Source organism: Glutamicibacter sp. BW80 (genome assembly GCF_002332385.1).
Classification (GTDB): Bacteria; Actinomycetota; Actinomycetes; order Actinomycetales; family Micrococcaceae; genus Glutamicibacter.
This window is the reverse complement of record NZ_NRGV01000032.1, coordinates 102,942-115,633: the sequence shown is the minus strand read 5'-3', so window position 1 is coordinate 115,633 and position 12,692 is coordinate 102,942. Positions and strand designations below refer to the sequence as shown.

At 56.8% G+C, this 12,692-nt stretch carries 15 protein-coding genes; 5 read left to right on the top strand and 10 right to left on the bottom strand.

Features of this window, described 5'->3' with window-relative positions; all coding sequences use genetic code 11:
* The first annotated feature begins 9 nt into the window (after positions 1 to 9).
* Entirely contained in the window at positions 10 to 1,185 is a 1,176-nt protein-coding gene (locus tag CIK76_RS10775; RefSeq protein WP_096286335.1) for an FAD-dependent oxidoreductase, read from the top strand.
* A 172-nt stretch (positions 1,186 to 1,357) separates the two neighbouring features.
* On the opposite strand, the gene CIK76_RS10770 is transcribed toward CIK76_RS10775, so the two are convergent.
* The gene (locus CIK76_RS10770; RefSeq protein ID WP_096286273.1) at positions 1,358 to 1,789 is read right to left on the bottom strand and encodes a helix-turn-helix domain-containing protein; all 432 of its coding nucleotides are present in this window, start codon (positions 1,787 to 1,789) and stop codon (positions 1,358 to 1,360) included.
* 193 nt (positions 1,790 to 1,982) lie between these two features.
* On the opposite strand from CIK76_RS10770, the gene CIK76_RS10765 reads away from it, so the two are divergent.
* Entirely contained in the window at positions 1,983 to 3,038 is a 1,056-nt protein-coding gene (locus CIK76_RS10765; RefSeq protein ID WP_096286271.1) for a DUF3039 domain-containing protein, read from the top strand.
* 56 nt (positions 3,039 to 3,094) lie between these two features.
* On the opposite strand, the gene CIK76_RS10760 is transcribed toward CIK76_RS10765, so the two are convergent.
* Positions 3,095 to 4,114, bottom strand: a complete 1,020-nt coding sequence (locus CIK76_RS10760) for an agmatine deiminase family protein (RefSeq protein ID WP_096286269.1) — start codon at positions 4,112 to 4,114, stop codon at positions 3,095 to 3,097.
* Positions 4,107 to 5,084, bottom strand: a complete 978-nt coding sequence (locus CIK76_RS10755) for a nitrilase-related carbon-nitrogen hydrolase (protein WP_096286267.1) — start codon at positions 5,082 to 5,084, stop codon at positions 4,107 to 4,109. The genes CIK76_RS10760 and CIK76_RS10755 overlap by 8 nt, the downstream gene beginning before the upstream one ends.
* A gap of 144 nt (positions 5,085 to 5,228) precedes the next feature.
* Between CIK76_RS10755 and CIK76_RS10750 the strand changes: the two genes are divergently transcribed.
* Positions 5,229 to 5,846 carry a TetR/AcrR family transcriptional regulator C-terminal domain-containing protein gene (locus CIK76_RS10750; protein WP_096286265.1) on the top strand — a complete coding sequence of 206 codons (618 nt, stop codon included), beginning with the start codon at positions 5,229 to 5,231 and terminating at the stop codon, positions 5,844 to 5,846.
* On the opposite strand, the gene CIK76_RS10745 is transcribed toward CIK76_RS10750, so the two are convergent.
* From CIK76_RS10745 to glsA, 7 genes are all read right to left on the bottom strand, one after another.
* The gene (locus CIK76_RS10745) at positions 5,843 to 7,012 is read right to left on the bottom strand and encodes a hypothetical protein (protein ID WP_096286263.1); all 1,170 of its coding nucleotides are present in this window, start codon (positions 7,010 to 7,012) and stop codon (positions 5,843 to 5,845) included. The two genes, CIK76_RS10750 and CIK76_RS10745, sit on opposite strands and share 4 nt — an antisense overlap.
* A gap of 1 nt (position 7,013) precedes the next feature.
* Positions 7,014 to 7,589, bottom strand: coding sequence for a hypothetical protein (locus CIK76_RS10740; protein ID WP_096286261.1), 576 nt, complete (start codon positions 7,587 to 7,589; stop codon positions 7,014 to 7,016).
* The gene (locus CIK76_RS10735) at positions 7,586 to 8,080 is read right to left on the bottom strand and encodes a hypothetical protein (protein ID WP_141393528.1); all 495 of its coding nucleotides are present in this window, start codon (positions 8,078 to 8,080) and stop codon (positions 7,586 to 7,588) included. The genes CIK76_RS10740 and CIK76_RS10735 overlap by 4 nt, the downstream gene beginning before the upstream one ends.
* Positions 8,081 to 8,259: 179 nt before the next feature.
* The gene (locus CIK76_RS10730) at positions 8,260 to 8,829 is read right to left on the bottom strand and encodes a signal peptidase I (protein ID WP_176484172.1); all 570 of its coding nucleotides are present in this window, start codon (positions 8,827 to 8,829) and stop codon (positions 8,260 to 8,262) included.
* Complete coding sequence (locus tag CIK76_RS10725) at positions 8,826 to 9,413, bottom strand: SipW-dependent-type signal peptide-containing protein (protein ID WP_096286255.1); 588 nt, start codon at positions 9,411 to 9,413, stop codon at positions 8,826 to 8,828. The genes CIK76_RS10730 and CIK76_RS10725 overlap by 4 nt, the downstream gene beginning before the upstream one ends.
* Before the next feature lie 25 nt (positions 9,414 to 9,438).
* On the bottom strand, positions 9,439 to 9,993 hold the full coding sequence (locus CIK76_RS10720) for an alternate-type signal peptide domain-containing protein (RefSeq protein ID WP_096286253.1): 555 nt from the start codon (positions 9,991 to 9,993) through the stop codon (positions 9,439 to 9,441).
* A 338-nt stretch (positions 9,994 to 10,331) separates the two neighbouring features.
* Positions 10,332 to 11,360, bottom strand: a complete 1,029-nt coding sequence (gene glsA, locus CIK76_RS10715; protein WP_096286251.1) for a glutaminase A — start codon at positions 11,358 to 11,360, stop codon at positions 10,332 to 10,334.
* Positions 11,361 to 11,601: 241 nt separating this feature from the next.
* On the opposite strand from glsA, the gene CIK76_RS10710 reads away from it, so the two are divergent.
* Together CIK76_RS10710 and CIK76_RS10705 are read left to right on the top strand one after the other, a co-directional pair.
* Positions 11,602 to 12,024 carry a hotdog domain-containing protein gene (locus CIK76_RS10710; RefSeq protein WP_096286249.1) on the top strand — a complete coding sequence of 141 codons (423 nt, stop codon included), beginning with the start codon at positions 11,602 to 11,604 and terminating at the stop codon, positions 12,022 to 12,024.
* Positions 12,025 to 12,233: 209 nt separating this feature from the next.
* Positions 12,234 to 12,656, top strand: coding sequence for a VOC family protein (locus CIK76_RS10705; protein WP_096286247.1), 423 nt, complete (start codon positions 12,234 to 12,236; stop codon positions 12,654 to 12,656).
* Positions 12,657 to 12,692 lie beyond the last annotated feature (36 nt).

The window sequence follows — 12,692 nt, the reverse complement described above, 5'->3', positions numbered from 1 at the left end:
GCTGGTCTCGTGAGTATCGACGTTGATTATCTGATCATTGGCGGCGGAGCCATGGGCTCGGCCGCCGCCCACGCATTAGCCGCACGCGGCCGCGAAGTGCTCATGGTCGAGCAATATGCGCCGGGCCATCTGCACGGTGCCTCGCATGGGGCGACCCGCAACTTCAATCCGGCCTACGCGGAAGCCCCCTATGTGCGGTTGCTGCAACGCGCGAACCTCCTGTGGGACGAGGTTGCCCTGTCCGGTGGCACCAAGCTGCTGAACCGCACCGGGTTGGTGAACCACGGCGATCCAGTCGGGCAACGCCGGATCCAACGCAGTCTCGGCGCGGCCGGATTCGACTGCGAGTCCCTGAGCATGGCAGAAGCCGAAGAACGTTTTGCCGGGATGAAATTTGAGACCGAGGCTCTGTATATTCCCGCAGGAGCCCAGATCAATGCCGATCTTGCCGTTTCGACGCTGCAACGCCTGGCGCTGAACTCCGGGGCCGCGATTCACCACAATCGGCGTGTGTCGGCCCTGGAAGTGATCTCCGAGGAACTTGTCAGCATCCAGCTGGAGGAGCCTGCGGGGAGCACAACCCTGCGAGCACGCCATGTCATCGTGGCCGCCGGGGCATGGAGCCGGTCGCTCCTCGGGGAAGCCATCAGCCTTCCACGGATCCATGTCACCGAAGAGCACCCGGTTCATTTCACGCAAACCCCGCTTCCTGCTCGGTGGCCCGGGTTCAATCACTGCTTGGACCCCGCACGTGATACCGGTTCCCCGGTCTACGGCCCGATTTATGGAATGCACACTCCGGGCGAGGGAATCAAGGTCGGCTGGCACGGCTCGGGCCGCATAGTTGACCCGAATGCCCGCCCGCATGAGCTCGTGGACGAACAAATTCGGGCGTTGCAGGCTTATGCCGCACGCTGGTTGCCTGGTGTTGACCCCGAACGTTTTGAGACGGTCTCCTGCACCTATTCCAATACCGAAGACGAGAACTTCATTTTGGACCGTTTCGGACCGATCACCGTGGGTGCTGGATTTAGCGGGCATGGGTTTAAGTTTGTGCCGGCCATCGGCGAGCATCTGGCCGATCTGGCCACCGGAGCCTGCAGCACCGAGCCGATTTTCGCCGCGAACCGCAGGATCACCCGTCCTGTATTTCTGGAGCGGCGCCGTCAGGTCGGGCTGGACTAGCTCTCCTGTCAGGGGTCCGGCTGCTGCTGGGTATTGCAGCCAAACGCGCTGTTGGCCCATTAAACGCGTTTTGGTGAATCCGATTCGTTCGGATTCACCAAAACACCAGCATTGGCGCTAGTTCTCCTAGCGATACCAATAGATCATTTTCGTCGTCTAATACGTCATAGAACTAATAGCCAAACTTACTAGCTTCCTCACGGGAAACCCCAGCAATGTCGCGCACAAGTTGCGCTTTGGAATCCTCTGCATGCGCCAACGACTTAGCGAAATGGCGTGATGCGCGGCCACGGTTTTTCATGAATTCCTCCAAATCACTTACGAGGATTCTTCTATGTGTACCAACCCGTGGTTGTTCAGGGATGACCCCCTGGTCCAATAAGCGGCATATAAAAGTTCGACTCATGTTCACCATTTCAGATGCTTCTTTCGGAGATACCTCCGCGTCAGGCGATCGCCTGACGACAAGGCTCTTGCCCTCTTCAACAAGACCAACTACCTGCATCAGCATGTCAGCTAATTCGTTATCGGCAAGAGTCTCTAAAACGGCACGAACATCTTGAGTCTTGTCTTTTGGTGCTAGAGGTAGCTCAATAAGTGACATTTCGTGCCCTTCAGAATTCCATACTAACTAACTTAGGTAGCACAAGTGACTCAACTGAAACTAGCTTATCTCGGCCAACGCGGCTTCCGCAAGAGAGAAGCTACCGGCTGTGAACAATGCCTCTCAACACTCGGCGTTGGAATTACCAAAATGGTCACTAAACAAAACTCGACGCTCTACGTAGGATAAAGCCATGATGAATGCACAACTCGTCGGGGTTCGACCAACGCTGTATGTACTGCATGAATGCCTATCGGCCCCAGATGATTGGGCAAACCCGGAGCAATATAGAGCCGTCAAACAAGGTCGCTTCAAAGACGCCGGCCCACTCTCCCAACTCCAGCATCCCGTTATCCAGTCAGGAAACTGGGCAACAAGTGATCCAGAATGTGCCAACTCGCACATAGTTTACAAACATGCAGTTACCTGTGGAATGCCAACTCCTTGGCGCGAGCTAAAACCTGGTCAATGGCGAGGACTCGTGACTCAACCCAAGCAGGATGCCCAATGGTGGATACTGTTCGCTGGACTTCGCCGTGCAGGCGACGAGTCGAACGTTTACCGAAAACTAGATTTGATGAAACGGCATGCTCTCTTAGCGCTTTACCCGACGTCAGATGACTACACACTCCAAAAACTTGAAGTTGCAAATGCCACGGAGAAAGCTTGGGAGGCCAGCTGCGCCGCTTCCATACTCTCTTCAGTCAGCAAGTCGATTACTTTAAATCATAAGGTCGAAGTTACGCTCCCACTCCACCCCTCGCACAAGGGCGCTGAGCTAGTGGTTGATTTCCACGTGGAACGCGTCGAAGATCAACAGGCACCACACGAGCTGCCCGCAGACATATTTTTAACCGTCCATACTAAAAATTGGTCCGACTCGACGCTTCGTGATGTTGTCGTTCCCATCATGATTGGTCTTATTGATCCAGTTCAAGAACACTGGGAGATAATTGAACACAACGGCAAAGATATGGTCTACCTTGTTCAGACCACCGAAGTGAAGATTCAACAACTCCTCGCTGCTGAAACTTTAGCTAACGCATCGATCGACACGTACACGCACAAACCCGAAGTGCCGCGCACACACTACGCGCACTATGCTAGGCAGAGAATTCTCACTGACGCATACGTCTATGGAATAGTCAGCCAAGCTATTTGCGGATTCAACTTCGTTCCATCGCAAGACGTATCAGATATGAAAATTTGTCCGGACTGCGAGAGAATATATGAAGCCTACGCAACATAGTCTTTCCTGCAATTGCGTTGCGACTTACCCGAACTCTCTGCGTCCAGCACGCCACCTTAAGTTGGCAGCTGCTGAGTGATGCAGTGGATTCCACCACCGCGCGCAAATAGCTCCCGGGCATCAACCCCCACCACTTCCCGCCCGGGATAGGCCTCCGCCAATATCTGCAGGGCCTGGGCGTCCATCGGATCACCAAAGGTACAGGCGATGACTCCGGCGTTGGTGACCAGATGGTTGATGTAGGAGTAATCAACCCATCCCTCGGTGTCCGTGAGCACCGTCGGGGCCGGCACCGGTATGAGCGTAAGTTTGCGCCCCTTGGCGTCAACAGCAGATTCAAGCTGCTTGCGCACCTGCCCGGATACCTCAAAGTCTGGGTGCTCGGGGTTTTGCTGGTCGTGGAAGAGCACCACACCGGGTGCGGCAAAACAGGCCACGATATCTACGTGTCCGCGGGTTCCGAATTCTTCGTTGTCGCGGGTCAACCCTCGTTCCAGCCAGATGGTCTTCGTGGCACCGAGCAGTCGGGCAAATTCCGTTTCAATATCGGCTTCCGCTTTCCCCGGATTGCGTCCCGGGTCCAGCTGCACGCTGCGGGTTGCCAAAACGGTGCCCTCCCCATCCACGTGAATGCCGCCGCCTTCATTGGTGATCAGCGCTCTTAGCACCTTGGTTTCGGTCAGGGCAGCAACTTCGCTGGCGATTTTGCTGTCCTTTCCCCAGTGTGCCCATGCCTGGGCGCCCCAACCGTTGAAATTCCAGTTCACCGCAAAGAGTTCACCCGCGGCATCACGTACGAAGGTTGGACCGATATCGCGCATCCAGGCATCATCCAACTCGCGTACCGCGAAGTCCACGGATTCCCCGAGATGGCGGCGGGCATCGGCAAGTGCGCTTGGATCAACGATCATCGTCACCGGGGTAAACCGGGCAACCGCGCGGGCCACGTTGGACCATGCGGTGCGAGCGGCTTCCGCCTCCGCCTCGCTCTGTCCCAAGGTGTATCCTCCGCTTGGAAAAGCCATGAAGATCCGCTCGTGGGCTGCGGTTTCAGCGGGCATGAAGTAGTTAGGCACTGGTCTGCTCCTCTTCCCCGAGTCCGCTCTCAACGCGCGCTTCGGTCAGGGCTGCGTAGGTTTCCGGGCGGCGTGTGCGCAGGAATGGGAACAGCGTCAGCCAGTCCCGGCGGGCATCGAGGTCCAGGCTGGCGACCAGCACCGCTGAGTCGTTGCGTGGGGCGCGGGCCAGAATCCGGCCATAGGGGTCGGAGATGAAAGAGGAGCCGTAGAAGGTCAACGCTCCTTCGTCGCCCCAGCGGTTCGGGACGACCATGAACAGTCCGTTGGCGATGCCATTGCCGAGAATGGTTTGGCGCCACAGCGGTTCGGTATCAAAATCCGGGTGGTCCGGTTCGGATCCGATGGCTGTGGGATAGGCCAGCAGGTCGGCCCCGGCCAGCGAGTAGATGCGCGGCGGTTCACTGAACCACTCGTCCCAGCAGGTAGGCAGTCCCATGGCCAGGTCTTTCAGGCCCGAGAAGCGGTGCACCGGATAGGGTTCCTCGTTGGGGCCTTCGCGGAAGTACTTGTCCTCGTAGTAGCCTGCGGTCCGCGGAATATGCAGCTTATTGGTGGTCGCCACCAGTTCGCCCTCCGGAGACACGACAATCGCGGTGTTCAGCCCCAGTCCATCACGTGATGGCGCCTTGCGGAACAAGGAAATATGTACGTGGATCTGGTGCTTGGCTGCCATCTGCGCGGCAAAGATAAATGTTGGACCGGTCAACAGCTCTTCTGCGGACACATCGGCGGCGGCCGTATCCGGGATTACGAAGGCCGGGTATTTGCTCAGCGTCAGCTCCGGTAGGAAGACAATTTGTGCGCCATGGCCCGCAGCTCGCCGGATTCCATCTTCAAGCTCCGCTTCCAGGGCTTGGCGGTCTTCATGCCAGCGGTGCTGCACTAGGGCAACGGTGATGTCACCACGCACTTTTTCTCCGGCACGCGCCGGGGAGACCGGTGCGTTCAGGGCGAGGACTTCTTGCATTTGGTTCACCTCGGGATATTTAACGAATGCTATTCGTTTTCAGATTAGACCTAGCCCATCGCCAAAATCAAGGATTTTAACGAATGGTTTTCGTTTAGTCTGTGTATGCTCTAGTCAAAGAGTCTCGAAGCAAAGGAAGTCCGCATGGCTAGACCGTCGAAACCAAAGCTCAGCACCACTGCGATTGCCGACGCCGCGCTCACGCTTGTCGACGCACACGGTGAGTTCACTCTGCCGCAACTGGCCAAAGCACTCTCGGTGACTGCATCTTCGCTCTACAACCATGTAGAGGGCAAGGCCGAGATCATTGAGTTGATGCGTGGGCGGGCCATGTCAGAAATCCAGCTACCCGATCTGGATCGGGTTGACTGGCAGGAGGCTGTTCGCCAGATCGCCATGGAGTATTGGGCTTCCTACGCCAAGCACCCAAGATTGATTCCACTCTTCACCAGCCATACGGTCCGGGATCAAACAACGCTGCGAGTCTATGACGCGTTGGCTGAAGCTTTTGCCGTGGCTGGTTTTGAGCCGAAGGAACGCCTGCAAGCGATCACCATCATCGATTCGTTCGTCCTGGGTTCGGCCCTGGACGCTACAGCGCCGCGCGCTGTATGGGAGGCCGACACCCAGTCCTCCCATGCATTCACCGAGGCGCTAGCAGCGGGACTACAGGAACCAAACCGCGCCGAGCAGACGTTCTTTCACGGGCTTACGTTCATACTCCGAGGCCTGACCGGCAAACAGAAAAAAGCGGATTCCTAGTGCAGCGTGCAAGTCAATTTCTTCGAGGTTCCCAACAACCCAGCCGTCGCATGGACCTTGTTGAAAACGATTGGCACAGACGTCCACCCTGAGGGATATGTGGCAGATATTTTCACCGTGATCGTGCGATCGTACCCTAGAAGATCCCCGAGGAGCGAGAGCAACGTATTGAGGATCCTGGAGCTGCCCACCGTAGTGAGACTTTGTTGCCTAACAGATGCTCCTAATGGAATATTCGTAATTTGGTTCGTATTCGACGGGGTCCCATCAGCATTGTTGACCTGCACACTCACCAAGTAGCCGGTAGGTGCTACCGATCCAGACAAAGGCGCAGACCAAGTAAAGTCGATCGTCTGATTCCTCGTATTGGTGTTTCCTACCGTTGATTGCGCGCAGTTGGTTCCCGCTGGAGCAGACATTACATCTGTAGCTACTGCAGCCGACCCTTGCGCAGTGGCACCAAAAGCAGCCGTAGTTGACTCAACCCTGCCCGCCCAGCCCACTGACACGGCTAAAGCAAGGACGACCACTAGCCCGGTCCAGGTAAACAATGTAGAATTTCGATCCCTAGAATCGTCTGGTTTCCCAGTCGCGCTAGGCCGAATACGACTATCGATATCATCCAAGTCATCGCCATCATTCGCACCTCGGCGAATGAAAGCTAGATAGAATACATACGCGCATAGTAGCCCTCCAGCGAAGAAGGCCCAAGGCTGGCCAAACCAACTAATCACGTACCCCAGATTTGGAACGCTGAATAATAACCGGTCGGCGCTCTCCACCGCATACGGCTGCAGGTCCGCTACAGGATTGGCATCGCCTTTGAGAATGAGTCCCAGCGGCGTATTCTCCAGGATCCGATGGGTAACCCGCATTTGGTCTGCTGCTACGACGGAAACCACCTGGCCCGGATCCAGTTCACTGACCGGAGTAGGGACTGCTAGACCAAAAGATCCAGTCGGGATCTCCGGCGCCATCGACCCCGAAGCAAAAACCAGTGGCTTGAACCCGAAGATTAGAGTCATCGCTGTCATGAGAATGCAAAGAGAACCAAGTACGGCACCTAGGTTAAGCACCAAGCCTTGCCATCCGCACGCGATTTTGTTCTTGTTCTTGTTCTTGTTCTTGTTCTTGTTCTCAACGGTTGGTGATTTTCGCAGACTCATACTAGGAACCAACCGTTGAGGTGAAGGTCAGGCCAATGCTTGTCGTTGCGCCTTGCAGTGAGTTGGCAGCCGTTGTCGGCAATGAATATTGGATGCAAAGCAACTCGGAAGCGCCAGAATCCAAAGAGCGTGGAGTCGAGGAACCGTTGAACTGCGCACCGGCGCTCTTGGAGACTATGGTCGTCCCGCCTGAACACGTGACGTTGGAGCCGCTGCCGCTAACGGTTGCGCCGATCTTTACGGAGATGTTCAGACCCGCGCCCAAGGTCGAAGCACTTGATTCGGTGATCTTTCCCTGAACCGTGTACGGAGCCGATATGGTTCCCGTATTTTTCACAACCACCGTAGACGCGGAGCTGGTGCCCGGATATAGATTATTGCCCGTAATGGGCATCTGATAGGTAGTTGCATTGGCTGCACCTGCCGTTGCGCCGACTCCAAGCGCCACGGTCGCGGAACTGATATTGGAGGTCGCGGTGGCGGTGCCTGTCCACGCAGCCAACGTAGAAACCGCGCCAAAGCCCACAAGGATTCCCATGGACAGGATCGCCTTGATACGAATAGATCGGGTGCTCATCGTTTGCCACCAGCCTTTGTTGCTTCAGTTCGATTCTGTCTCCACGAGAGCATGACGGCCGCGCATCCAACTACCAATGCACCGATCCCCAAGACGATTACCCCTCCGCTGAACCCGGTATCACTGAGCTGATCCCGCTGATCCGGCGTTTCGTTTTCGGGGGAATCTTCTGGGGGCGCGTGGGTTTCTCGTGGTGGTTGCGACGGTTCGGGCTCCGGTGTCTTGCCTATGCCGGTTTCGACCGCGTTGATCTGCACCTGCAGGGAACGCTTTTCCTGATCTTGCGACCCGTTCGTCGCGGACCCCGGCAGCCCCATGCGCAGTCCCACTTTGACCGTTTCCTCCGGTTCCAGACGGAAGCGCGACAAGCCGATGGTCTCGAAATAGATCTGGGTGTGCGCTGCTGATGCCTTGGGTCGCACGCTAACTTCAACCTCTTGGCCGCGGTCGTTTCGAATCCACAGCGCGCCAATGATTTCATCGCCTGGCACCAGAACGGGCTCCCCGCTGAACAACGGCGGTGGGGCCTGTGAAAAATTCCTGCCATCACTGCTATAGCTCAAGCCAGCGGCAATATCTTGATCACCCCGAGCATGGACGGGAGCTGCACTCAGACATGCAATGAGTGCAGCGGCCGAGGCCTTCAAAAGGACCGGGTGAAGACGAAGAGTCATGTCCGTTCCTTTCGTTGCTTCTCACGCCAAGCTCCGGCGAACATGATCATCGAGTAGACCAGGAGGCTCCCTGCAGCAGCCCAGGTCAGCCAAGTGCGTTGCTGGCCGGAAATGGCCGAATTGATGAAACCGAGCAATGGCATTGAATACCAGAGTTTGCCCCTGATCTGCTCTGGCCTTACCGGATCGTCATCGGTGTTGTTTGCATCCCCGCGCAACGTGAATTGCGTTTCACCCGACAAGGTAGAGCTAACGGCGGCGACCCGGTGGGTAACTACCTCAGGCTCACCGGACGTCAGCTGGTAGGTCACCACATCGCCAATCCGGATCTCTTCCATATCTGCAGGCCGCACTACGATTAACGATCCCGGAGGGAACTCTGGCCTCATGGAACCTGTCAACACGGTATAGGCCGTGGCACCGCCAAGTTTTGGAATTACGATCATGACGGCGATCAAAGCCAGCACAACGAAGAGGGCAAGCCAAGATGCAACTTGCCCGCTCCACCACAACAGGCCCGTCGTTTCACGTTCTTTTTTGAGTTCCGCTCGTGTTTGCGCGGTCATCGCTGCTGCCCGACAAAGCCCAGCCTGAGTTCCAGCTTTCCGCCGGCTGCTGCCTGGGAGGCGCCAGCAGGAAGCGAGACTCGCACGCATAGTGTTTCTTCGCCCCCAGCGCCTTCGGCTGGCAACGCCCTGGGCGCTGCAAACTCCGCGGCATCCCCTAGCGAACCTGCATAGAGTTGCTCGCCAGCGAGCGGCTGCCCAGCTTCGCAAGCGGAGGCAGACATGCCGGCGTGAATGCGCAGCTGGCTTGCTTCGGACAAGGCAATATCGGCGGCAGTTGGTGAGGTTGCCGCGTTGACCGCTCCGTCCAGCCGATAGCCCAGATCGCTGGTGCCGCCATTGCTGATAACCAGTGGCGCCTGCGTGAATTGCCCCGGGACAAGGTTGTCGCTGCCGAGCTCCAAGAACTGGAAATGCTGCGTAGCGTTTTCGCCATCGCCGGCAAGCAACATCAAGGAACCGGTCTGAAGCGTTCCGGGATCCACGCTGCTTTCTGCGCGCCACGAAGCGACCGTACCTTGGGCGCCCAGTCCGAGCGCCAAAAGCACGGCCGCTATCAACGCAAACTTCAGAGGCTTGGGCATATAGGGGCTATCCCGCGTTCGTTACCTAGGAGCGGACTTGATCCAAAGTCAAGGTCAGGTCGCCCAAGTCAAGAGGCTGGTCATAGGTCGATGGCGGGGTGTCGCCTACGGCGCCTTCAGCAAAGGCAACGGTAATCAACACCGGAACATTGTAGGTGCCTGGCTCGGCAAAACTCAGCGTGCCGTCTGGTTCTTCCGTAATACCAGCAGCCGAGGCGTCAACTTCAAGCCCCACCGTCACGTAACCATCCAAAGCGCCCAGCACGGTCTCGGCTTCGGCAATGCTCAAGACACCGGCAATGTTCTTGCCCTCGGCGTCAATAGCGACGGTTTGGCCATAGGTCACCGTATCCCCGGGTACAAGCTGCTGCGTTTCAGGATCGAATGGCTCCGGCGCTTCCGTGTTGCTGATGTCTTGCCAAACGCCGTCGGCGCCCAGGGTCAGGTTCAGATGGCCGGTCTCAACCACGCCTGCGTCTACCGTCTGCTGTGATTGCCAGCGGGCCACCGTACTGGCACCGCCGAGCAATAGGGCACCCGCGGCAACGGCCGCTATCGTCGCCTTAGTTACTTTCTTCATATGCTCCGCATCCTCAAAATAAGAGTGCCTGTGATGGCACCTACTTTCAGTAAAGCGTATTTAGGAGCAAATTCAACCTGCCTTTAGCGCGAGGACTTCTTGGCTTCGGTCGAGATCGAAGATTTCTCGTGAGGTTTTCTGCCGCCTCCTGAATCACGAACAATTATTTTCGTTTTATTCGGTGCTGAGTAGCGCATTTAGCGGATATCGAAATAGCAACTTTTATCGTCAAGCTCCATTCGCCGACTATTGCCTGGCTGTCTTGAACCGATCGTCTAAAAATTATTAGACGAGTAGACAACTCCACATAGAGCTACCATCGCGTTGAATAATTAAAGTCAGCGTTCCAGATTCGGCGCAGAAGCAAAGAGGTTCAAGCCCATGGCGCGCGAAAGCTGTCCAATGGCCAGCTGCGCTCGAACCGAGTTGCCAGCCATATCCAAGGGCGGCGAAAATGCGCCGATGGCGCCTTTGCCGGGCGCTACAGCCACGATGCCTCCGGAAACTCCGGATTTGGCCGGTATGCCGATTTCAAAGAGCCATTCGCCCGAACGTTCGTAGAGGCCATTGGACGCCACCGCGGCCAAGGTGTCACGGCAGACATCGGCATCCACCACCTGTTTTCCGGTCACCGGGTTAACCCCACCGTCGGCGAGGGTCGCTCCCATGACGGCAAGATCATAGGCGGTGACATTCAGCGAGCACTGCTTGGTATAGGTATCCACGGCATCCAAGGGATCCCCCTCGAGCCGCCCGTAGCTCTTGAGCAAACGGCCCAAAGCCTTGTTTCGTTCGTTGGCCAGCGACTCGGAGTGGTAGACCTCGTCGTCCAGGGACAGCGCGCGGCCGGCGAAGGCCGAAAGCCCTTCTCTGACGTTCTCCCACTTTTTAGCTGCGGTCTTGCCGGGAATCATTTCCGTGGTGGCGATGGCTCCGGCGTTCACCATGGGGTTCATCGGGTGTCCATTGTTCAGTTCAACGGCCATCACCGAGTTGAACGACATTCCGGTGTTGTTCACTCCGATGCGTTCGCGGACGACTTCGCGCCCATGCTCTTGCACTACCAGCGCGTAGACGAACATCTTGGAAATTGACTGGATGGAGAAGAGATGCCGGCAGTCGCCAACTTCATGCACCGATCCGCGAACGTGGGACATGGCAATGCCGAACAGGTTCGGATCGGCTTGGCCGAGAACTGGGATGTAGTGGGCCAGCAGACCGTCATCTGCGTCGGCATAGCGCTCATGGGCCTCTTTGAGGAGCTCGTCGATGCGCTGATGCTCCAAGTCACCAGTGGATACCTGCTGTTCGACATCATCAAAGTCGGTAGGAATAGTTTCATTATTCCCTTCCGAAGGATAGTTCATCTTCACCTGCCTTTGCCTATGGCGCCATTAGTTTCCTACTACGTGTTTTGAGACTACCAACAGCGACCTCAGTTGGCATCTTTCAATTCGGAGTGCGACTGGCTGCGCAGCACCGAGGGTCCCAGCTGATCGATTCCGCGGTGGGGCTGCAGATGCTTTGACCGTGGAACAAAGTGTGTTTTCGGTGACAATGTGCACGGCCTTACAGCGTTAACTCCCGTTCTGACCTAGCATTTTCAGTATGGCTAAAGGTATTACTTTTCATACGCGCAAATGGGTTCGCCCCGAAGACCTCAATGCAAACGGCACGCTGTTCGGCGGAAGCTTGCTGCGTTGGATCGACGAAGAGGCGGCAATCTACTCGATCATCCAACTTGGCAACAAGCACGTGGTCACCAAATTCATGTCCGAGATCAACTTCATCGCTTCCGCCAAGGAGGGCGACCTCATCGAGATGGGCCTGACTGCTATCGACTTCGGTCGCACCTCGGTCACCCTGCGTGCTGAGGTGCGCAACATCTTCACGCAGGAATCCATCCTGACCATCGAGAAGATTGTGTTCGTGAACATCGGTGAAGACGGCAAACCAGAGCCACACGGTTATGACCACATCACCTACACCCGCGACCGCATTCCCCTGGAAATCACCAAGGCACTTGTCTAGCTTCCGGCGGATGCCTTCAGCCATTACCCGGTTGACGGTGTGGAAACGGCCCCGATCCTCGTGACGAGGATCGGGGCCGTTTCGCATCAAGGCTCTAATTGCGTCCCGAAAATTTGCATACTTTGGCTCTTGTTCCGCGTGGCCTGGTAGGGCAAAGTAAATGCCGGGCGCATTAAGCGCCTTCCCCCCAACCGAACGAGGTATTGAGTATGAGCCGGATGATCTTCGTCAATTTACCCACCGCTGACCTAGCCAAAGCGGACACTTTCTACGCTTCGTTGGGGTTCGAGAAAAACCCGGTCTTCTCTGACGAGAACGCTTCCTCCTGGATGATCAGCGAGAACATCACCGTGATGGTGCTGGTCCAGGAATTCTTTGCCAGCTTCCTCGTCGATGGAGACGTGCCCGCACTGGGCGCACCGCACCGCGAGACGCTCAACGCCATCTCGGCTGAGACCAGGGAGGGCGTGGACGAGTTCGTAGCCAATGCCCAGACCGGCGGCGGGAGCATCTACCGCGCGGCAGACGAACCGTTCCCGGGAATGTACCAAGCAGCCGTGAAGGACCCCGACGGACACGTCTGGGAAATCGCATGGATGAGCCCAGAAGCCATGGAGAACCCTGGCGGCTAGTTCAACAATCAGCTAGACGGGGTTCTGTCGCTGGTC